This window comes from Streptosporangium sp. NPDC005286 (genome assembly GCF_040607515.1).
Lineage (GTDB): Bacteria > Actinomycetota > Actinomycetes > Streptosporangiales > Streptosporangiaceae > Streptosporangium.
This window is the reverse complement of record NZ_JBEXGU010000030.1, coordinates 52,540-73,048: the sequence shown is the minus strand read 5'-3', so window position 1 is coordinate 73,048 and position 20,509 is coordinate 52,540. Positions and strand designations below refer to the sequence as shown.

At 70.1% G+C, this 20,509-nt stretch carries 17 protein-coding genes; 3 read left to right on the top strand and 14 right to left on the bottom strand.

What is annotated here, in order from left to right:
• Window positions 1–607: 607 nt before the first annotated feature.
• The 10 genes from tyrS to argC all read right to left on the bottom strand — a co-directional run bounded on the left by tyrS (window position 608) and on the right by argC (window position 11,174).
• Entirely contained in the window at window positions 608–1,876 is a 1,269-nt protein-coding gene (tyrS, locus tag ABZU75_RS14285; protein ID WP_355553715.1) for a tyrosine--tRNA ligase, read from the bottom strand.
• Window positions 1,877–2,014: 138 nt separating this feature from the next.
• Entirely contained in the window at window positions 2,015–2,665 is a 651-nt protein-coding gene (locus ABZU75_RS14280; RefSeq protein ID WP_355553712.1) for a DNA-3-methyladenine glycosylase, read from the bottom strand.
• Window positions 2,665–4,083, bottom strand: a complete 1,419-nt coding sequence (gene argH / locus ABZU75_RS14275) for an argininosuccinate lyase (RefSeq protein ID WP_350927345.1) — start codon at window positions 4,081–4,083, stop codon at window positions 2,665–2,667. Before argH ends, ABZU75_RS14280 begins: the two co-directional genes overlap by 1 nt.
• Before the next feature lie 41 nt (window positions 4,084–4,124).
• On the bottom strand, window positions 4,125–5,324 hold the full coding sequence (locus tag ABZU75_RS14270) for an argininosuccinate synthase (protein ID WP_355553708.1): 1,200 nt from the start codon (window positions 5,322–5,324) through the stop codon (window positions 4,125–4,127).
• 36 nt (window positions 5,325–5,360) lie between these two features.
• Window positions 5,361–5,888 (bottom strand): arginine repressor, encoded by a 528-nt coding sequence (locus ABZU75_RS14265; RefSeq protein ID WP_355553729.1) that lies wholly within the window; start codon window positions 5,886–5,888, stop codon window positions 5,361–5,363.
• A gap of 8 nt (window positions 5,889–5,896) precedes the next feature.
• Window positions 5,897–6,877: an ornithine carbamoyltransferase gene (gene argF / locus ABZU75_RS14260; protein WP_355553705.1), complete on the bottom strand. Its 981-nt coding sequence runs from the start codon at window positions 6,875–6,877 to the stop codon at window positions 5,897–5,899.
• Window positions 6,867–8,018 carry an acetylornithine transaminase gene (locus ABZU75_RS14255; protein ID WP_355553726.1) on the bottom strand — a complete coding sequence of 384 codons (1,152 nt, stop codon included), beginning with the start codon at window positions 8,016–8,018 and terminating at the stop codon, window positions 6,867–6,869. Before ABZU75_RS14255 ends, argF begins: the two co-directional genes overlap by 11 nt.
• A gap of 56 nt (window positions 8,019–8,074) precedes the next feature.
• Window positions 8,075–9,004 carry an acetylglutamate kinase gene (gene argB, locus ABZU75_RS14250; RefSeq protein ID WP_355553702.1) on the bottom strand — a complete coding sequence of 310 codons (930 nt, stop codon included), beginning with the start codon at window positions 9,002–9,004 and terminating at the stop codon, window positions 8,075–8,077.
• Window positions 9,001–10,155 (bottom strand): bifunctional glutamate N-acetyltransferase/amino-acid acetyltransferase ArgJ, encoded by a 1,155-nt coding sequence (argJ, locus tag ABZU75_RS14245; protein WP_350927335.1) that lies wholly within the window; start codon window positions 10,153–10,155, stop codon window positions 9,001–9,003. The genes argB and argJ overlap by 4 nt, the downstream gene beginning before the upstream one ends.
• A complete protein-coding gene (gene argC, locus ABZU75_RS14240; RefSeq protein WP_350927333.1) occupies window positions 10,152–11,174 on the bottom strand; it encodes an N-acetyl-gamma-glutamyl-phosphate reductase in 1,023 nt (340 codons plus the stop codon). Before argC ends, argJ begins: the two co-directional genes overlap by 4 nt.
• Window positions 11,175–11,445: 271 nt before the next feature.
• Between argC and ABZU75_RS14235 the strand changes: the two genes are divergently transcribed.
• From ABZU75_RS14235 to ABZU75_RS14225, 3 genes are all read left to right on the top strand, one after another.
• Window positions 11,446–13,107: a class I adenylate-forming enzyme family protein gene (locus tag ABZU75_RS14235; protein ID WP_355553697.1), complete on the top strand. Its 1,662-nt coding sequence runs from the start codon at window positions 11,446–11,448 to the stop codon at window positions 13,105–13,107.
• 81 nt (window positions 13,108–13,188) lie between these two features.
• Complete coding sequence (locus ABZU75_RS14230; protein WP_355553694.1) at window positions 13,189–14,499, top strand: MFS transporter; 1,311 nt, start codon at window positions 13,189–13,191, stop codon at window positions 14,497–14,499.
• A 24-nt stretch (window positions 14,500–14,523) separates the two neighbouring features.
• A complete protein-coding gene (locus ABZU75_RS14225) occupies window positions 14,524–15,156 on the top strand; it encodes a Uma2 family endonuclease (RefSeq protein ID WP_355553691.1) in 633 nt (210 codons plus the stop codon).
• Window positions 15,157–15,206: 50 nt separating this feature from the next.
• Here the strand turns inward: ABZU75_RS14225 and ABZU75_RS14220 are convergent, their stop codons facing one another.
• From ABZU75_RS14220 to ABZU75_RS14205, 4 genes are all read right to left on the bottom strand, one after another.
• On the bottom strand, window positions 15,207–15,452 hold the full coding sequence (locus ABZU75_RS14220; RefSeq protein WP_355553688.1) for a hypothetical protein: 246 nt from the start codon (window positions 15,450–15,452) through the stop codon (window positions 15,207–15,209).
• Between the two features lie 203 nt (window positions 15,453–15,655).
• Complete coding sequence (gene pheT, locus ABZU75_RS14215) at window positions 15,656–18,181, bottom strand: phenylalanine--tRNA ligase subunit beta (protein ID WP_355553685.1); 2,526 nt, start codon at window positions 18,179–18,181, stop codon at window positions 15,656–15,658.
• A complete protein-coding gene (gene pheS / locus ABZU75_RS14210; protein WP_350956993.1) occupies window positions 18,181–19,230 on the bottom strand; it encodes a phenylalanine--tRNA ligase subunit alpha in 1,050 nt (349 codons plus the stop codon). The genes pheT and pheS overlap by 1 nt, the downstream gene beginning before the upstream one ends.
• A gap of 121 nt (window positions 19,231–19,351) precedes the next feature.
• Window positions 19,352–20,434 (bottom strand): ATP-binding protein, encoded by a 1,083-nt coding sequence (locus tag ABZU75_RS14205; protein ID WP_343966367.1) that lies wholly within the window; start codon window positions 20,432–20,434, stop codon window positions 19,352–19,354.
• Window positions 20,435–20,509 lie beyond the last annotated feature (75 nt).

The following is a 20,509-nucleotide window of genomic DNA, read 5'->3' as shown; positions in this document are numbered from 1 at the left end:
CCACCCCGATGAAAGGGCAGGTTGGACAGGGTTGTGCTTCATGCACTGGCTTTTAACACACTGTTGAGTTCTCAAGAAACGGACGCGTACACCGTCGTCCCGACCAGTACTTGATCGGAGAGCCAGGGGCGCTCTGCTTCTTACTTAAATCCTACCGCTTGTCAAGACTGTGTCAAATTGCTAGCTCTCAGCCATTTGTCACAAACCCTGCAGACTCACTAGGATTTTCTTTGCTCCGCTTCCGGAGCAACCCGCTGAACCTACCGTGTCATCCAGGCCACAGCGAAGCAACCGGTTTTCCGGTGATCTACGCGGAGTCCGAACTCTCAAGTTCGTTCAGTGGAGTGTCCCTGGGGCCCGTCCGCCAGATCAGGCGTCCGGCTCGCTCCCGGGGCATTGAAAAGATTATGCCCCTCCCGGAACATCGTCAAATCAGCCACGCTTGGTAAAACCGCAGGTCAGAGGGGTTCCTTAAGGAAACCGGGCGCGTTCGCTACCGGAATGTTACGCGGTGAGACGGCGAACGCCCCAGCCGAAGCCGGGGCGTCCATCCCTCGTAATCATCGCCTTTACCTGGCAGAAGAGCAGGCCGGCAGCGCGGGCGGGGTCAGGCCTCGACGATCTCGACGCCACCGACCGAACGCTTGCCACGACGGAGCACCAGGAAGCGTCCGTGGAGCAGGTCATCGGCCGACGGCACGTACGCCTCGTCGGTGACCTTGGTGTTGTTGAGGTAGGCGCCGCCCTCCTTGACGGTGCGACGCGCCTCGGACTTCGACTTGACCAGGCCACTCTCGGCGAGCAGGTCGACAAAGGACGCTCCCAGCGCGGGAACCTCGGCACGTGGCACCTCGGCGAGAGCCTCCCCGAGCGTGCGCGCGGGCAACTCCTCCAGGGACCCCTGACCGAACAGGGCCGCCGAGGCGGCGATCACCGCGGCGCACTCGTCGGCACCGTGCAGCAGCGTGGTGAACTCCTCCGCGAGTGCTCGCTGAGCCTCGCGCGCGGCGGGCCGCGCGGCGGCGGCCTTCTCCAGCTCCTCGATCTCCTCACGGGACCTGAAGCTGTAGATCTTGAGGAACTTCACCACGTCCCGGTCATCCGAGTTCAGCCAGAACTGGTAGAAGGCGTACGGCGAGGTCATCTCCGGGTTGAGCCAGACCGCACCGCCGGCGGTCTTGCCGAACTTGGTCCCGTCCGCCTTGGTGATCAACGGCACGGTGAGGGCGTGCACATGGCCACCCGTCACCCGGCGGATGAGGTCGGTTCCCGCGGTGATGTTGCCCCACTGGTCGCTGCCGCCGATCTGGAGCGTGCAGCCGTAGCGCCGGTTCAGCTCCAGGTAGTCGTTGGCCTGCAGGATCTGGTAGCTGAACTCGGTGTAGCTGAGACCCTCTCCCCCCAGCCGGGCGGAGACCGACTCGCGGGCGAGCATCCGGTTGACCGGGAAGTGCTTGCCGACGTCACGCAGGAAGTCGATCGCCGACATGCCCTCGGTCCAGTCGAGGTTGCTGACCAGGATCCCGCCCGTCTCCTCCGAGAAGTCGAGGAACTTCTCCAGCTGGACACGGATCCGCGCCACCCATTCGGCCACGACCTCGGACGAGTTCAGCGAGCGCTCGGTGCTCCGACCGCTGGGGTCGCCGATCAGGCCGGTCGCGCCGCCCACCAGGCCGACGACCCGGTGACCCGCCCGCTGCAGGCGGGTGAGGGTCAGCAACGGGACCAGGTTGCCGACGTGCAGCGAGGGCGCGGTCGGGTCGAAGCCGCAATAGACCGTGATCGGACCCTCGGCCATCGCCCCGCGCAGGGTGTCGATGTCGGTGGACTGCGCGATCAGGCCGCGCCAGGCGAGGTCATCCAGAATGTCGGTCACGATCCTTGCTTTCCAATGCTCGAAGGGACATTTAGCGCTCTCGTACACCCTGCCCGATCGCGGCACCGTCGCGCCACTCGAAACCCTCCTCGAGCGCGAGCCGACCAGCGGGGAAGCGAGGAGGAGCGCCCGGGTGGCCTACCGGCGGCGCGGCACGTGCGGGCGATGGGGCGAGACGGTGGGGTCGCCGTCGATCCAGAAACGCCAGGGCGTCTCCTTTCCCGACGAGACCCCGGTGCGCGGCCCCGACCGGACGGATGCGGCCACGGCGGGTTCGCCATCGATCACGGAGAGCGATCCCGGGACGCAGACATCGAGTCCGTTGTGCTCCAGGGTGAAACCGAGCGCCACGGCCAGACGCGCCGGTCCTCTGGCCAGATCGACTTCCCGGACGGCACGGGCGCTTCCCGCTCTCCGGCGGGCCATGGCGGTCCCGATACCGGAGATCACCTCTCCGGCCCTGAGCAGTATCCCGGACCCCGTCCCCTCGGGAAGGCAGGTGAGGTTGGCGCAGAAATGCATGCCGTATGTGAAGTAGACGTACAGGTGGCCCGGTGGGCCGAACATCACCGCGTTGCGCGGCGTCCGGCCCCGGTAGGTGTGCGACGCGGGATCCTCACCCGGCAGGCCGTACGCCTCGACCTCGGTGAGACGCAGCGCGACCGGCCCGTGCACGAGTACTCGTCCCAGCAGATCCGGAGCGATCTCGTGGGCGGGCCGGTCGAAGAAGTCGCGCGCCAGCGGCGCGGGCGCGGCGAGCGAGTGCCCGCCGTGCTCTTCAGCGGACATCAGTTCCCGATCGCCCAGGCCGCCTGGGCGTCGACGATCTCGCGGAGCGCGACGAGCTGGTCGCGGACCCGGTCCGGCGCCGTACCGCCGTGCGCCTTGCGGGCGGCCAGCGCGCCCGGCACCGAGAGGACCTCGCGGGAGTCAGGCGTGAAGTGCGGCGAGACCTTGGCCAGTTCGTCGTCGGTGAGCTCGCCGAAGTCCTTGTCGTTGACCTGGCACCAGACGACCAGGTGCCCGACCGCCTCATGGGCCTCGCGGAAGGCGACGCCCCGGCGGACCAGCAGCTCGGCCAGGTCGGTGGCCAGCGCGAACCCGTCCGGGGCCGAGGCCTCCAGCTTGGCGGTGTTGACGCGCATGGTCGCGACGAGCCCGGCCATGGCGGGAAGGACGAGCAGCAGGCTGTCGACGGAGTCGAACACCGGCTCCTTGTCCTCCTGCAGGTCCCGGTTGTAGGTCAGCGGCAGGCCCTTGAGCGTCGTCAGCAGCGACATCAGGTTGCCGATGAGGCGGCCGCTCTTGCCCCGGGCGAGCTCGGCCACGTCGGGGTTCTTCTTCTGCGGCATGATCGACGAGCCAGTGGAGTAGGCGTCGTCCATCTCGATCCAGCGGAACTCCTGCGAGGCCCACAGGACGATCTCCTCGCCCAGCCGGGACAGGTGCACGCCGATCATCGCCGCGTCGAACAGGAACTCGGCGGCGAAGTCGCGGTCGGCGACCGCGTCCATCGAGTTGGGCGCGGCGGAGTCGAAGCCCAGTTCCCTGGCCACGGCCTGCGGGTCGAGCGGCAGGGAGGACCCGGCCAGCGCCCCGGAGCCGAGCGGGGAGACGGCCGCGCGCCGGTCCCAGTCGCGCAGCCGCTCGATGTCGCGGGCGAAGGCGTGCACGTGCGCCAGGAGCTGGTGGCCGAACGAGACCGGCTGGGCGTGCTGCAGGTGGGTCATGCCGGGGGCCGCCGTCTCGGCGTGCTCCTCGGCCTGGCTCATCAGCGCGGTCTCCAGCTCCACCAGCCGGGACACGATGTGCCTGACGTGATCGCGGAGGTAGAGCCGCAGATCGGTGGCAACCTGGTCGTTGCGGCTGCGACCGGCTCTGAGCTTGCCACCGAGCGTGCCGAGGCGTTCCAGCAGGCCGCGCTCCAGCGCGGTGTGGACGTCCTCGTCGGCGACGGTCGGCCGGAACTCGCCCTCCTTGCAGGCTCGCTCCAGGTCGTCCAGGGCACCGAGCATGCGTGCCAGTTCGTCGTCGGTCAGCAGGTTCGCACGGTGCAGCACCCGGGCGTGCGCGCGCGAGGCCAGCAGATCGTACGGCACCAGCCGCCAGTCGAAGTGCACGCTCACAGAGAGCCTGGTCAGCGCGTCGGCCGGACCTCCTTCGAACCGGCCGCCCCACAGCCGCATCGGCTTACCACCATCAGTCACCGTTGTTCTCCCTCCCCATTCAATCCGCGACCTTAGCCCACTCAGCCCAGCCGGGCGTCCCGGGCGGAGGCAATCTTGGAGGGAAGGCTCCACAGCTCAACGAAGCCCTTGGCGAGAGACTGGTCGAAGGTGTCGCCGGTGTCGTAGGTGGCGAGGTTGAAGTCGTACAGCGACGCCTCCGAGCGCCGGCCCGTGACCGTGGCCCGGCCGCCGTGCAGGGTCATCCGGATCTCGCCGGTGACGTGCTCCTGGGCCTCGGCGATGAAGACGTCCAGGGCCTTCTTGAGGGGGGAGAACCAGAGGCCGTCGTAGACGAGCTCGCCCCAGCGCTGGTCCACCGACCGCTTGAACCTGGCCAGGTCGCGCTCGACCGTGACGTTCTCCAGCTCCATGTGCGCGGTGATCAGAGCGATGGCGCCCGGCGCCTCGTAGACCTCGCGGGACTTGATACCGACGAGCCGGTCCTCGACCATGTCGAGGCGGCCGACGCCCTGGGCGCCCGCGCGCTGGTTCAGCTCGGCGATGACCTGGAACGGGGTCAGGTGCCGCCCGTCCAGCGCCACCGGGACGCCCTTGACGAAGCTGATGATGACCTCGTCGGCCTCGCGCGGCTGGGCGGGGTCGGCGGTGTAGGAGTAGACGTCCTCGATGGGGCCGTTCCAGATGTCCTCAAGGAAGCCCGTCTCGACGGCCCGGCCCCAGATGTTCTGGTCGATCGAGTAGGGGTTCTTCTTGGTGGTCTCGATCGGCAGGTTCTTCTCCTCGGCGTAGGCGATCGCCTTGTCCCGGGTCCACGCGTAGTCGCGGGCCGGGGCGATGACCTTGAGCTCGGGGAAGAGCGCGGCCAGGCCGGCCTCGAACCGGACCTGGTCGTTGCCCTTGCCGGTGCAGCCGTGCGAGACGTGGGTGCCGCCGAACGCCTTGGCCGCGGCGGCCAGGTGCTTGACGATCAGCGGCCGCGACAGGGCGGAGACCAGCGGGTAGCGGTCCATGTAGAGGGCGTTGGCCTGCAGGGCGGGCACGCAGAAGTCGGCGGCGAACTCCTCGCGGGCGTCCACGACGACGGACTCCACGGCGCCGCAGTCGATGGCCCGCTTGCGGATGATCTCCATGTCCTCACCGCCCTGGCCCACGTCGACGGCGACCGCGATCACCTCGGCGCCGGTCTTCTCGGCGAGGAAGGGGATGGCCACGGAGGTGTCGAGGCCGCCGGAGAAGGCGAGTACGACCCGGTCAGTCATAATTGATCTCTCCAAGTTATTCGTTCGTCACAAGTCTCAGATGGTGCCGGGATCGCCCGCCTGAGCGGGCTGAATACGTCGGTCGGCGTGCCTGAGCAGCCCCTCGGCGACCGCTGCCCCGCCCGCCGGGTCACGGCTGATGACGAGGATCGTGTCGTCTCCGGCGACCGTGCCGAGGATGGACTCCCAGTCGGCGTGGTCGATGGCGGAGGCGAGGAACTGTGCGGCGCCCGGTGGCGTGCGGACGATGATCAGGTTGGCGGAGGCCTCGGCCGAGACGAGGAGTTCCTCGGCGAGCCGGCTGAGCCGGGCGGCCGGGGACTCGCCGGTGCCGAGCCTGGCCAGCCTTATCCGGCCGCCGCCCTCACCGGGCAGGGCGTAGACCAGGGAGCCGTCCTCGGCGCATAGCTTGAGCGCGCCGAGCTCGTCCAGGTCCCGGGAGAGAGTGGCCTGGGTGACCTCGACCCCGCTCTCCAGCAGGAGCTTGGCCAGCTCCGGCTGGGATCTGACCGGCTGCCGCTGCAGCAGGTCGGCGATCCTGGCCTGACGGGCGACCTTGGTCATCGGGATCGTCACGCGACCACCCCTCCCCCGGGCGCGTCCGGAGCGCTCACCGAGATCAACCAGTGCAGCAGGGCCTTCTGGGCGTGCAGCCGGTTCTCGGCCTGGTCCCACACCAGGCTCCGCGGGCCGTCGAGGACCTCGGCGGAGATCTCCAGTTCGCGGTAGGCGGGCAGGCAGTGCAGGACGATGGCGCCGGGCGCCGCCCGGTCCACCAGCGCGGCGTTGACCTGGTAGGGCATGAGGTCGGCGACCCGCTGCTCCTTGCCGTCCTGGCCCATGGAGACCCAGGTGTCGGTGGCGAGGACATCCGCGCCCGCGGCTGCCTGGGCCGGGTCGGTGAGCACGGTGACCGATCCTCCGGTCTCCTCGGCGACCTTGGCGGCCCGCCGGAGGATCTTCGGGTCCGGCAGGTACCCGGCGGGGGCGGCGACCCGCACGTGCATGCCGGCGACGGCACCGCCGAGCAGGTAGGAGTGGGCCATGTTGTTGGCGCCGTCCCCGAAGTAGGCCAGGGTGAGTCCGGCGGTCCTGCCGAAGCGCTCCCTGACGGTCTGCAGGTCCGCGAGGATCTGGCAGGGGTGGAACTCGTCGGTGAGGGCGTTGACCACCGGCACCGAGGAGGCCGAGGCCATGGCCTCGACCCTGTCCTGGCCCGAGGTACGCCACACGATGGCGCTCACCTGACGCTCCAGGACCCGGGCGGTGTCCTCGATCGACTCACCCCGGCCCATCTGGGAGGAGCCTGCGTCGACGATCAGGGGAAGGCCGCCGAGCTCGCCGATGCCGACGGCGAAGGAGACCCGGGTGCGGGTGGACGGCTTGTCGAAGAGGACGGCGACGGTCTGCGGGCCCTCGAAGGGGCGGTAGCCGTAACGGTCCTTCTTCATGGCCTCGGCCAGGTCGAGCACCTGGGCCTGCTCGGCGGACGAGAGGTCGTCGTCCTTCAGGAAGTGCCTGACGGGCGCCTGCGCGGAGAGGTTACTGGGCATCGGCGGCCTCGTCGAGGATCGCTGGGAGCGCGGCCACGAAGGCGGCGACCTGAGCGGAGGTGATCACCAGCGGGGGTGCGAGCCGCACCGCGTGGGGCTGGAGGGCGTTGACCAGGAAACCGGCTCGCCGCGCGGCGGTCTGGAAGTGGGCGGAGCGGTCGTCGGTCAGCAGAACGGCCAGCCACAGGCCCCTGCCCCGGACACCGGCGAGCAGCGGGTGGTCGATCGCGGCGATGCCGTCGGCGAGTTCGGCCCCGACGGTACGCACGTGCTCCAGCAGGCCGTCGGTGTCGATCGTGTCGAGCACGGCGAGCGCCGCGGCGGTCGAGACGGGGTTGCCGCCGAAGGTGGACCCGTGGTCGCCCTGGGCGAAAACCGTGGCCGCCGCGCCGAAGCCGACGCAGGCGCCGATCGGCATGCCTCCGCCGAGGCCCTTGGCCAGGGTGAGCACGTCGGGCAGGATGCCTTCGTGCTGGTGGGCGAACCAGTGCCCGGTGCGGCCGATCGCCGACTGGATCTCGTCCGCGACCAGCAGCGCGCCTGTGGCGTCGCAGATCTCCCTGGCCGCCGTGAAGTAGCCCTCGGGCGGGGGCACGACCCCCGCCTCCCCCTGGGTGGGTTCGAGGAAGACCGCGGCGCACTCGCCGGTCACCGCGCTCTTGAGCGCGTCGGCGTCACCGTACGGCACGAAACGAACATCAATCGGGAAGGGCCCGAACTGGTCACGGATGGAGGGTTTGCCGGTCAGGGCGAGCGCGCCGAGGGTCCGGCCGTGGAAGGCGTTCTCGGCGGCCACGAAGTAGGTGCGGCCGTTCGACTTGCCGTACTTGATGGCGAGCTTCAGCGCGGCCTCGTTGGCCTCGGTGCCGGAGTTGCTGAAGAACACCTTGGCGGGGGCGCCGAGCAGGCTGAGCAGGCGCTCGGCGAGCAGTATCTCGGGCTCGTGCAGGAAGAGGTTGCTGGTGTGGGCGAGGGTGGCGACCTGCCTGGAGACGGCCTCCACCAGCGCCGGGTGGGCGTGGCCGAGCGAGCTGACCGCGATGCCGCCGATCAGGTCGAGGTACTCGCGGCCGTCGACGTCCCAGACCCTCGTGCCCTCGCCTCGGGCCAGTGCCACCGGGGGCACCCCGTAGTTGGCCATGAAGGCGGCCTCGAAGCGCGTGCTGAGCGCCTCTGTGGCGGGACTTTCCTGCGGGCTCACGTGTCGTTCCCCTTCAGCTGGGCGGTGGCCGTCGCCGCGGGGGCGTCCGGCAGCACCATGGTTCCTATGCCCTTGTCCGTGAAGATCTCCAGCAGCACCGAGTGGGGCACCCTGCCGTCGAGTACGTGGGCCTGCGGCACGCCCCCCTGGACGGCGGTCAGGCACGCCTCCATCTTGGGGATCATGCCGCTGGACAGGGTCGGCAGGAGCTTCTCCAGCTCGGTGGCGGACAGCTCGTCGATGACCTCGTTGTCAACGGCATCGGGGCTCCAGTCACGGTACAGGCCCTCGACATCGGTCAGGACGATCAGCTTGGACGCCTGGAGCGCCACGGCGAGCGCGGCGGCGGCGGTGTCGGCGTTGACGTTGTAGACGGTGCCGTCCTCACTGCGCGCGACCGATGAGATCACCGGGATCCGCCCGTCCTCCAGCAGCGCCCGCACGGCTCCGGCCTCGACGTTGACGATGTCGCCGACCTGGCCGATGTCGACGCTGGCGCCGTCGACGACGGCGTGCTTGCGCACGGCGGTGAACAGGTGGGCGTCCTCGCCGGACATGCCGATGGCGAACGGCCCGTGCCTGTTGATCAGACCGACCACGTCGCGGTTGACCTGGCCGACGAGGACCATCCTGACGACCCGCATGGCCTCGGGGGTGGTGACCCTGAGCCCGGCGGTGAAGGTGGACTCGATGCCGAGTAGGTCAAGGTGGGCGTTGATCTGCGGGCCTCCCCCGTGCACGATCACCGGCCTGAGCCCGGCGTAGCGCAGGAAGACGACATCGGCGGCGAACTTCTCGCGCAGGTGCTCCTCGGTCATCGCGTTGCCGCCGTACTTGATGACGACGGTCGCACCGTGGAAGCTGGCGAGCCAGGGCAGCGCCTCGATCAGCGTGGTGGCCTTCGCCAGGGCCTCGGCCCGCCTCATGAGGAGTACGCCGAGTTCTCGTGGACGTACTCGGCGGTGAGGTCGGTGGTGTGGATCGTCGCCGAGTGCGGGCCCGCCGACAGGTCGATGGTGATCGTCACATCGCGCGGGGTGAGGTCGACCTTGGAGCGGTCGTCGCCCGCGGCACCGCCCCGGCAGATCCAGATGCCGTTGATGGCCACGTTGAGCCGGTCGGCCTCGAAGACGGCGTCGGTGGTGCCGACGGCCGACAGCACCCGGCCCCAGTTGGGGTCCTCTCCGTGGATGGCGCACTTGAGGAGATTCGACCGGGAGACGGTACGACCGACGGTGACCGCGTCCTCCTCTGAGACGGCGCCGACGACCTCGATGGCGATCGCCTTGGAGGCGCCCTCTGCGTCCAGCAGCAGCTGGCGGGCGAGGTCGGCGCAGACCGCGAGGAGGACCTGCTCGAACTCGGCGAGGTCGGGAGTGATACCGGAGGCGCCGCTGGCCAGCAGCAGCACCGTGTCGTTGGTGGACATGCAACCGTCGGCGTCGAGCCGGTCGAAGGTGACCCGCGTCACCTTTCGGAGCACCTCGTCGAGCTGCTCGGCGGGCAGGTCGGCGTCGGTGGTGATCACCGAGAGCATGGTGGCGAGGCCCGGGGCGAGCATGCCCGCGCCCTTGGCCATGCCGCCGACCATGTAGCCGCCGGCGCCCTTCCTGAAGGAGATCTTCGAGACGGTGTCGGTGGTGCGGATGGCGTCGGCGGCGGCCAGCCCGCCGTCCCTGGCGAGCTGTGAGACCGCGAGATCGACCCCCGCCAGCAGCGGTTCCATCGGCAGGCGCTCACCGATCAGGCCGGTGGAGCAGACCGCGATCTCGCCGGCCGAGTCTCCCAGCGCCTCGGCGACCTTCTCCGCGGTGGCATGGGTGTCCTGGAAACCCAGCGGCCCGGTGCAGGCGTTGGCGCCGCCGGAGTTGAGGACCACCGCGTGGACCCGGCCCCCGGACAGCACCTGCGCGGACCACAGGACGGGCGCGGCCTTCACCCGGTTGGCCGTGAAGACTCCCGCCGCGGCGCGAGAGGGGCCGTCGTTGACGATCAGTGCCAGGTCGCGGGCGGCACCGGACTTGATTCCGGCGGCGACACCCGCCGCCCGGAAGCCGAGGGGGGCGGTCACGCTCATGGGGCGACTCCATTGAGAGGAAGGCCTAGCTCTTCCGGCAGGCCGAGGGCGAGGTTGGCACTCTGGATGGCCCCGCCCGCCGTTCCCTTGGTCAGGTTGTCGATGGCGACGACGGCGACGACGCGGCCCGCACGCTCGTCCAGGACGACCTGGAGGGCGGCGGTGTTGGCTCCGAGAGTCATCGAGGTCGCGGGCCACTGGCCCTCGGGGAGCAGCCGCAGGAACGGCTCGTCCTTGGTGGCGACCTCGTACGCCTCGCGCAGGACCGCCGGGGTGAGGCCCGCTCTGGCGGGCGCGCTGCAGGTGGCGAGGATGCCGCGGCTCATCGGCGCCAGCACGGGGGTGAAGGAGACGGTGACCGGCTCACCCGCCAACGGGGAGAGGTTCTGCTCCATCTCCGGGGTGTGCCGGTGGACGCCGCCGACGCCGTACGCGCTGGCCGAGCCCATCACCTCGCTGCCCAGGAGGTTCGGCTTGGGCGCTCGGCCCGCTCCGCTGGTGCCGCTGGCGGCTACCACCACCACGTCGGGCCCGACGAGGCCGGCGGCGAAGGCGGGGAACATCGCCAGGGTGACCGCCGTCGGGTAGCACCCGGGCACGGCGATCCTGGAGGCCGCGCGCAGCTCCTCGCGCCGGCCCGGCAGCTCGGGCAGCCCGTACGGCCAGGTGCCGGCGTGGGTTCCGCCGTAGAAGTGCTCCCAGGCGGCGGGGTCGGTGAGCCGGAAGTCGGCGCCGCAGTCGACGACGAGGGTGCCGTCACCGAGTTGCTCGGCGACGGCGGCCGACTGGCCGTGCGGCAGGGCGAGGAAGACGAGGTCGTGGCCGCCGAGGGTCTCGGGGGTGGTCTCCAGCAGGATCCGGCCGGCCAGCGGGGTCAGGTGTGGCTGGTGGGCGCCGAGCGCCGTGCCGGCGCTTGAGGCCGCGGTCAGCGCGCCGATCTCGATGCCGGGGTGGGACAGCAGCAGGCGCAGGAGCTCACCCCCGGCGTAGCCGCTGGCACCCGCGATCGCCGCTCTCATCGGCCCCCCTGATCTCTGCATGTTCATACACACTCACTCATGCTCTTGCTAGAGAGATTATGCATCTCCGGGGATTGTCATGCAAGCCGGTTATGCGGGGGTTACCGGCCTACGGAATGCCCCAGAGCAGCGGAAAAGTCGCAAAAATCATGCTTTTCGGCTCTCGATTGCGGGGACGAGGCAATCAGTTGCGTGTCGGCATTGTTGCGCATACCTACCGGTCAGTACCGTGGCGACCTCCGGCCCTTCCACCCTTCGGGAGTGCGAACGCATGACTGTCACCCATGACCAGGTCCAGGCCCAGCTCACCGGTCCCGGACAGCTTTTCGAGATGGACGAGGTCCCCGGCCACGGCGGGACCGTCAAAACCTGGAAGCACGCCCCCCGCGACTTCCGGGCGCTCCTCGAGACGAGCCGGTTTCACGGCGACAAGATCTTCCTGACATACGAGGACGAGCACATCACCTACGAGGAGCACTTCAGGCGGGCGGCCACGCTCGCACGGCGTCTGGTGGACGAGTACGGCGTGGCCAAGGGCGACCGGGTCGCCATCGCCATGCGCAACTACCCCGAATGGGTGATCGCCTTCTCGGCCGCGCTGGCCATCGGGGCGATAGCCGTTCCACTCAACGCCTGGTGGACCCCGCAGGAACTGGAGTACGGCCTGTCGGACTCCGGCGCCAAGGTGCTGATCGCCGACGGCGAACGGGCGGCCGGGCTCACCGGCCTGCCCCCGGCACTGATCGTGACCCGCGGCGAGGTGCCCGAGGGCGCCCGCGCGTTCGAGGAGGTGATGGGCGAGGTGGCGGCGGACGTGACGCTGCCGCCGGTCGTCCTCTCCCCCGAGGATCCGGCAACGATCTTCTACACCTCCGGCACCACGGGCCGCCCCAAGGGCGCGCTCGGCAGCCATCGCAACGTCGGGCAGTCGCCCATGACCGTCGCCTACGGCATGTACCGCAGCATGGTCAGGGCGGGCGGGGACCCGGGCGAGACGGCGGGGCAGCGCCGTGTCACCCTGCTCACCGTTCCGCTCTTCCACGTCACCGGCTGCTTCGCGGTGATGACCACCACCATGTTCAGCGGGAGCGGCCTGGTGCTGATGTACAAGTGGGACGCGGGCCGCGCGCTGGAGCTGATCGAGCGCGAGAAGATCACGGGGCTCACCGGCGTGCCCACCAACGTATGGCAGCTCCTGTCCCACCCCGACCTGGACAAGCACGACATCTCCAGCCTCAACGCCCTCGGGTACGGCGGTGCCCCCGCCCCGCCGAAACTGCTGGAGCGCATCACCGAGCAACTGCCCAGCCGCGCCCCCTCCAACGGGTACGGCATGACCGAGACCACCGCGCTCGCCATCAGCAACGCCGGCACCGACTATCTGGCCAAACCCGACAGCATCGGCCTGCCGATGGCGGTGGTCGAGGTGAAGATCGCCGATCCGCTCGGCGACGAGCTGCCGGTCGGCGCGGTCGGCGAGCTCTGCCTGCGCGGACCGAACGTCATCCTGGGCTACTGGAACCGTCCCGAGGCCACCGCCGAGACCTTCGTCGGCGGCTGGTTGCACACCGGTGACCTGGCCAGGGTGGACTCCGAGGGGTTCGTGTTCATCGTGGACCGGGCCAAGGACATGGTCATCCGCGGCGGCGAGAACGTCTACTGCGCCGAGGTCGAGGCCGCCCTGTTCGAGCACCCGGCGGTCGACGACGCCGCGGTGATCGGCATCCCCCATGAGGAACTGGGCGAGGAGGTCGGCGCGGTGGTGCGGCTGTCGTCCCCGGCGACCGCCGAGGAGCTGCGGGCCTTCCTGCGCGAGCGGATCGCCCCCTTCAAGGTCCCGGTCAGGTTCTGGGTGCGTGACACGGAACTTCCCCGTAACCCCGGTGGCAAGATCCTCAAAACCCACCTGCGCAGGGAGGTCCTGGGCTCCTGACGCCCGCCGCGCTCGACCCGGCGGTGACCTGCCGGAAAATGAGTTGCCCTCCGCGCAGGTCACCGCCGAAACTACCTGTTCGTGCCAGAAAACGCTGACCGGTCCATCAGAACCCTGCTCCGTCGCCTGACGATGGACCTCAGCCCGCTCCGCGACTCCCGTGACTTCCGGTTGCTCTTCGGCTCCGGCGTCGTCACGATGTTCGGCACCTTCCTGACCCTGGTCGCGGTCCCGCTGCAGATGAAGGAGCTGACCGGCTCCTACCTGGCGGTCGGCCTGGTCAGCGTGGCCGAGTTCGTCCCGATGGTGGTGTGCGGGCTCTGGGGCGGGGCGATCGCCGACGCGCTGGACCGGCGCAAGATCATCCTTTACACCGAGGTGGGGCTCTGCCTCACGGTCCTGATCCTGACCGTCAACGCGCTGCTGCCCAAGCCGCAGGTCTGGGTGCTGTACGTGGTCGGCGCGCTCTCGGCCGGGCTGGGCAGCCTGCAACGGCCCAGCCTGGAGTCGCTGCTGCCCCGCGTGGTCAGGCACGACCAGCTGACCGCGGCCGCCGCGCTCAGCGCTTTCCGGTGGAACCTGGGCGCCATCGTCGCCCCGGGCCTGAGCGGCCTGATCGCGGCCTGGTTCGGCGTCGCCGTCGCGTACGGCGTCAACGTGGTGACCTTCCTGCTCTCCCTGGTCCTGCTGCAGATGGTGCGGGCCCAGCCGCAGCGGGAGAACGCCCCCGCGGCCTCGATCAGGTCACTGGTCGACGGGGTCCGCTACGCCGTGGGCCGCCCCGACCTGATGGGCACCTACCTGGTCGACGTCGCCGCGATGATCTTCGCCTTCTCCACCGCGCTGTACCCGTTCCTGGCCGACGAGCTGGGCGTCCCCGAGGCCCTGGGGCTCTTCTTCTCCGCCTCGGCCGTCGGCTCACTGATCGCCTCGGTCACCTCCGGCTGGACCAGGCACGTGCACCGCCACGGCCTCGGCGTGATCGTCGCGGCGGCCGTGTGGGGCGTGGCGGTGGCGCTGGCGGCGCTCATGCCCAGCGTCTGGGGCATCTTCGCCTTCCTCGCCGTGGCCGGGGCCGCCGACATGATCAGCGGCGTCTTCCGCTCGACCATCTGGAACCAGACCATCCCCGACGAGTTCCGCGGCCGCCTGGCGGGCATCGAGCTGCTCTCCTACACCAGCGGCCCGATGCTGGGCAACGCCAGGGCCGGCCTGATGGCCCAGCTCGGCGGGACCCGCTTCTCCCTGGGCGCGGGCGGTCTGCTGTGCGTCGGCGCGGTGGCCGCGATGGCCGCGCTGCTGCCGAGGTTCCGCGACTACGACGCCCGCACCGACGAGCACGCGCTCAGGGAGCGCGCCCGCCGCGAGGAGGTCACTCCCGTCCAGGGATAAGGCACCCGCAACCACCCTCACAGAATGGAATCCTGTTGCTACTGTGAGGTCATGACGGTCGACGTACGGAGCCCCGAGATGACGGAGTCCTCGCTGCCCGACTGGGTGTTCCCCCCGCCGGGGGGATTCACCACCGAGGATCTCGATCGCATTCCGCAATTGCCTGCACACACAGAGTTAATCGATGGAAGCCTGGTCTTCGTGAGTCCTCAGGCTTCTTTTCACATGCGAGCGGTGGATCTGCTGGTCGACGCCCTCCGTCACGCCGCGCCCGCCGATCTTCGCGCGCGCCGGGAGATGAGCGTCGTGCTGGGCAGGCAGCAGCGGCCCGAACCGGACGTGAGCGTCATCCACGCCTCCGCCGAGCACAGCCCGGAACAGACCTTCTACCGGGCGGAGGACGTCGTGCTGGCCGTGGAGGTCATCTCGCCGGACTCCGAGCGGCGCGACCGCGACCGCAAACCGACGCTGTACGCCGAGGCGGGCATCGCGCACTTCTGGCTGGTCGAGAACCAGTCGGGAAGGCCGGCGGTCTACGTCTACGAACTCGACCCAGTCGCCCGGTCCTACGTTCTCACCGGCATCCACCACGACCGGCTCAAGATCTCGGCCCCCTTCGACATCGACATCGACCTGACCGAGATCGACAAACTCTGAGTCCTCCGGTCGAGGCCCACGCCCCTCGTGACGCGGCACCCGGCCGACCATCACCCGGTCTCGCGCCAGCCGTCGCAATCCTCGAGCAGGGTGTCCAGGCGGGCCAGGCCCTCCGGCGTGAGGGTCTCGGCGGGGTCCTCGACCACCACGAGCCACTGGGCGTCCTCGGCGTCGTCCTCACCCGCGAGGGTCTCCCTGACCACGGCAGGCACGCCGATCATCGGAAACTCCTCGGCCACGATCTCGGCGACCTCCTCGGCGGCGTCACGCTCGGCGAACACCAGCAGATGCCTCATCGTCCCCTCCCTGGGGAAGCCTCTCCGCCACGCCGAACGAGCAGGCCACCCGGATCGACCGGCGGATACCTCATCGTCCCTCCCGAGGGAAGATCCGCCCGTGGCCGGGCCACGGGGCGGAATGAAGGTTCCAGACCGGCGGGAATCCCGGTCCGGAGCGATGAAAGGGGCTCGGGATGTGTCCCGAGCCCCTCAGTCGCCGGTCAGACGCCGCGCAACCGTGCCCCGGTGCGCTCGGCGGCCAGGGCCACGGCCGCGTCACGGGCCGCGGTGGTCTCCTCCACCGTAAGCGTCCTGTCGGCCGCCCGGAAGCGCAGGGAGTAGGCGAGAGACTTCCTGCCCTCGCCCACCTGGGCACCGGCGTAGACGTCGAACAGCCGGATCGACTCCAGCAGCTCGCCCGCGCCCTCGCGCAGCGCCGCCTCCACCGGGGCCACCGGGATCGCCGCGTCGACGATGAGCGCGACGTCCTGGCTCGCGACCGGGTAGCCGGAGATCGCCGGCGCCTGCGGCCGGCCGACCGGCGACTGCTCCAGCCGGGTCAGCTCCAGCTCCATCGCGCAGGTGCGCGGGGGCAGGCCGTACGCCTCGACCACGCGCGGATGCAGCTCGCCGGCGTGACCGACGAGCACGTCACCGGCGTACAGCGCGGCGCAGCGGCCCGGGTGCCAGGGCTCGTGCCGGTCCGCGCGGACGTCGAGGGTGACGCCGGCCTCGGCGGCCACCATCCGGGCCGCCTCGACGGCGTCCGCCCAGTCGGCTCCCCTGCCCTTGCCCCACCAGCCGGACGGCTCGAACTCCCCGGCCAGCACGACCCCGACCCGCAGCGGCTGGGCCGGCAGCGCGGACTCGATCGAGGCCAGCTCCTCCGGGCTCGGCCTGCGGTCGACGCCCAGCACGGGGGCGACGGCGGGCGCGTCCGGCGAGGGCCGGTAGACCAGGCCCGTCTCGAACAGCGCCACATCGCCGAAACCCCGGCCCACGTTGCGGACCAGCGTCTTGAGCAGGCCGGGCAGCAGGGTGGTCCGCATCAGCGGCTCGTCCTCGCTGAGCGGATTGGCCAGCCGTACGGCCAGGCGGCGCGCGTCGGCGGCGGGCAGTTGCAGGTTGTCGAAGTCGCGCTCCCCGCTGAACGGGTAGGAGAGGATCTCGACGTAGCCGGCGGCGGCCAGTGAGCGGCCGACCCGGCGGCGCAGGCGCTGGCTCTCGGTGAGACCGGCACCCGCGGGGGCGGCGGGCAGGATCGAGGGCAGGTTCTCGTAGCCCTCCAGCCGGATGACCTCCTCGGCGAGGTCGTTCGGGTCGGTCAGGTCAGGCCGCCACGAGGGTGGGGTGACCACCAACATGTCGTCGCCGGTGACCGCGAGCTTCGCGGCGATCCCGTCGGCGGCGGTGCCGGTCTCGGTGGCGGAGCTCTCGACCGCGCAGCCGACCTGCTCCAGGCGGCGGATCACCGTCTCCCGGTCGTAGACGGTGCCCGCGACCCTGCCGGGGTAGCCGCTCGGGATCGCGACACGGACCGGCTCGACCTCCACCTCGGCGTGGGTGACGCCCGGCTGGATCGTGCCGCCGCCCAGCTCGGCCAGAAGCTGAGCCGCACGCCAGGAGGCGTACAGCGGAAGCTCCCGGTCGACGCCCCGCTCGAAGCGCTTGGATGCCTCGCTGACCAGGTTGTGCCGGCGCGACATGCGCGCGATGCCACTGGCGGAGAAGTGGGCGGCCTCGATCACGATGTCGGTGGAGGCGTCGGAGATCTCGGTGTGCAGGCCGCCCATGGTGCCGGCCATCGAGATCACGCCCGACCCGTCGGTGATCAGGATGTCGTCCGGGTGGAGCTTGCGGACCACGTGGTCGAGTGTCTCCAGCGTCTCGCCGGGCTCGGCCCTGCGCACCACGATCTCACCGGTCAGCCTGGCGGCGTCGAAGGCGTGCAGCGGCTGGCCGAGCTCCAGCATGACGTAGTTGGTGACGTCGACGGCCAGCGAGACCGGGCGCATACCGGCGCGGGTGAGCCGTGCGCGCATCCACAGCGGGCTGCTCGCCGACGGGTCGAACCCGTGGATCTCGCGGAGCACGAAGCGGTCACAGGCCGACGGGTCGGCGATCGAGGCCGGGTAGGCGGAATCTGACGCGACGGGCGGGGAGACGTCCGCCGGGTCGATGAACGCCGAGTCGAAGGCTGCGGCGGCCTCGCGGGCCACACCCCGGATGGAGAGCGCGTAGCCGATGTCCGGGGTGATCTCAAGCTCGATCACGTCGTCGCGCAGGCCGAGCAGCTCGACCACGTCGGCGCCGATCGGAGTGTCCCCGGGCAGCACGAGGATGCCCGGGGAGGACTCGGCCACCCCGAGCTCCGCCTCCGAGCAGATCATGCCGTCCGACAGGCGTCCGTAGGTCTTGCGGGAGGCGATCTCGAACCCGCCGGGCAGCACGGCGCCGGGCAGCGCGACCGGGACACGGTCGCCGGCCTCGAAGTTGGTCGCACCGCAGACGATCTCGCGAGGCGCGGCCTCCCCCACCTCGACCTGGCAGTGGCGGATGGGCTTCTTGAAACCCTCCAGGGTCTCGATGGAGAGCACCTCGCCCACCACGACGTTCTTGATGTCGTGGCCGTAGGAGATGACGGACTCCAGTTTGAGCCCGGCCGCGGTGAGCTTCTCGGCGATCTCGTGCGCCGTGACGGCGGGGAGATCGACGTACTCCCGCAGCCATGAAAGCGAGACCTTCATCAGACCTCCATTCCGAAGGGGAGCGTGAAGCGGACGTCTCCCTCGACCATGTCGCGCATGTCCTCGGCGTTGTGGCGGAACATCAGGGTGCGTTCGACGCCCATGCCGAAGGCGAAGCCGCTGTAGCGGGCGGGGTCGACGCCGCAGGCGATGAGCACCCGCGGGTTGACCATGCCGCAGCCGCCCCACTCGATCCAGCCCTCCGACTTACAGGTGCGGCAGGACGGGTTTCCCGGCACCGCGGAGGCACCGCGGCAGACGAAGCACTTCAGGTCCATCTCGGCCGAGGGCTCGGTGAACGGGAAGTAGTTGGGCCGGAACCGGGTGGTGATGCCCTCACCGAACATGACCTCGGCGAACCGGTCGAGGGTGCCCTTGAGATGGGCCATGGTCAGGCCCTCGTCGATCGCCAGCCCCTCGACCTGGTGGAAGACCGGGGTGTGGGTGGCGTCAAGCTCGTCGGTGCGGAACACCTTACCCGGCGAGATCACGTAGATCGGAAGCTCCCTGCTGAGCAGCGCCCGGATCTGGACGGGAGAGGTCTGGGTGCGCAGCACCTTGCCCGAGTCGACGGACTCCACGAAGAAGGTGTCGTGCTCCGAGCGCGCCGGGTGGTCGGCGGAGATGTTCAACGCGTCGAAGTTGAACCACTCCCCCTCCAGCTCGGGACCCTCCGCCACCTCGTAGCCCATCGCGACGAAGGCGTCGGCTATGCGCTCCTGGAGGGTGGTCAGCGGATGCCTGGCGCCCCGGGAGGCGCGGCCAGAGGGCAGCGTGACGTCGACGGTCTCCTCGACGAGGACCCGCTCGTCGCGCTCGGCCTCCAACTGCGCCTGCCGTTCGGCGAGAGCGTCGGCGACGGCTTTGCGGGCGCCGCCGATACGCTTGCCCGCCTCGGCGCGGGCCGCCGGGGGCAGGGCGCCGATCTCGCGGTTGGCCAGGGCGATCGGTGAGCGGTCACCGGCGTGCGCGAGGCGCACCTGCTTGAGTTCTTCGAGGTCGCGCGCCGCCTTGACGGCGTCGATCGCGTCGGCCTGCATACGCGCCATCTCATCGGCGTGCAGCGGGGTCACCTCGACCGGGTCGTAGTTTGACAAGAGAGAGCTCCGAATCCAGGGCTTGAGCGGCCACGAGTCTAGTCGGGTAAGCCCACCGGGCTGGCATTCACGCTCAGGCGAAGTCAGGGGTGCCGGTGGGCACCATAAATCGAAACTCGGCGCCGCCCTCGGGTCCGCGCTGTACGGAGATGGTGCCACCGTGAGCCTCGATCAGCCCCTTGACGATGAACAGGCCGAGCCCGGTGCCGCCGCGGCGGCGGGCGTTGCCCCGCCAGAACTGCCGGAAGACGCGCGTGACCAGCTCGGGCGGGATGCCCTCTCCCTGGTCACGGACGGACACGGTCACTCCCCATTCGCTCGGTTCGACGACTATTGTCACCGTACCGCGCCCGTGCCGCACCGCGTTTTCCACCAGGTTGGCAAGCACCTGATCGATCTTGTCCTGGTCGAGCCAGGTCTCGGGCAGCTCACCGCGCACCTGGAGCAGGAAGCGGTCGTCCGGCTCACCCGCCGCCACCCGCCCTGCGATGACCTTGGAGATCCTGGCCGGGATGTCGACCACCTGGCGATGGATCTCCAGCCGCCCCGACTCGATACGCGAGACGTCGAGCAGCTCGGTGATCAGCCTGGTCACCCGGTCGGCGTCGGCGTTGACCGTCTCCAGCATGACCAGCTTCTGGTCGTCGGTGAAACGGGTCCACTTGGCCAGCAGGGTCGCGGTGAACCCCTTGACGCTGGTCAGCGGGGAGCGCAGCTCGTGGGCGACCGTGGAGACCAGGTCGGCGCGGCTGCGCTCCAGGCGGGCACGGGCTCCGGTGTCACGCAGCGTGATGACCACCCGGACCACCTCGCCGCCCCGCCGGGGCTCTCGCACCAGCCGGGCGGCCACCAGCATCTCCTGGCCACCGAGGGTGCGCAGCGGCAGCTCGGGCTGGCGGGTGCGGGTGCGCAACCCGCCGTAGGTGTCGAGCCACTTCCACCAGTCGCGCCCGTCGTGGTCGTGGAAGGAGAACACGTCGCGCAGGTGCCGCCCCGCGGCCTGCTCGCGGGTGACCCCGGTCAACCGGGCCGCGGCCCGGTTGACGGTCAGCACGTGGCCGTCTCCATCGGTCACCACGAGGCCGTCGGGAAGCTCGTCGACGTCGATCACAGAAGCGGGATCGGTGCTCCGCTCGCCGGTGTGTTCGCCGTGCACGACCCCGCCTCCTCGACGCTACATGGCCGACAATAGCGGGTTTCCCGCGTCGTACGGCAGCCTCGAGGCGGGGGG

Coding starts and splice junctions, on each gene's coding strand:
- ABZU75_RS14235 (WP_355553697.1), top strand. CDS start 11,446: ATGACTGTCACCCATGACCAGGTCCAGGCCCAGCTCACCGGTCCCGGA.
- argC (WP_350927333.1), bottom strand. CDS start 11,174: ATGAGAGCGGCGATCGCGGGTGCCAGCGGCTACGCCGGGGGTGAGCTC.
- ABZU75_RS14280 (WP_355553712.1), bottom strand. CDS start 2,665: ATGTCCGCTGAAGAGCACGGCGGGCACTCGCTCGCCGCGCCCGCGCCG.
- ABZU75_RS14270 (WP_355553708.1), bottom strand. CDS start 5,324: ATGACTGACCGGGTCGTACTCGCCTTCTCCGGCGGCCTCGACACCTCC.
- ABZU75_RS14255 (WP_355553726.1), bottom strand. CDS start 8,018: ATGGCCAACTACGGGGTGCCCCCGGTGGCACTGGCCCGAGGCGAGGGC.
- ABZU75_RS14220 (WP_355553688.1), bottom strand. CDS start 15,452: ATGAGGCATCTGCTGGTGTTCGCCGAGCGTGACGCCGCCGAGGAGGTC.
- ABZU75_RS14225 (WP_355553691.1), top strand. CDS start 14,524: ATGGAATCCTGTTGCTACTGTGAGGTCATGACGGTCGACGTACGGAGC.
- argF (WP_355553705.1), bottom strand. CDS start 6,877: ATGCCCAGTAACCTCTCCGCGCAGGCGCCCGTCAGGCACTTCCTGAAG.
- pheS (WP_350956993.1), bottom strand. CDS start 19,230: ATGGCGCGTATGCAGGCCGACGCGATCGACGCCGTCAAGGCGGCGCGC.
- pheT (WP_355553685.1), bottom strand. CDS start 18,181: ATGAAGGTCTCGCTTTCATGGCTGCGGGAGTACGTCGATCTCCCCGCC.
- ABZU75_RS14265 (WP_355553729.1), bottom strand. CDS start 5,888: ATGACCAAGGTCGCCCGTCAGGCCAGGATCGCCGACCTGCTGCAGCGG.
- argB (WP_355553702.1), bottom strand. CDS start 9,004: ATGAGGCGGGCCGAGGCCCTGGCGAAGGCCACCACGCTGATCGAGGCG.
- argJ (WP_350927335.1), bottom strand. CDS start 10,155: ATGAGCGTGACCGCCCCCCTCGGCTTCCGGGCGGCGGGTGTCGCCGCC.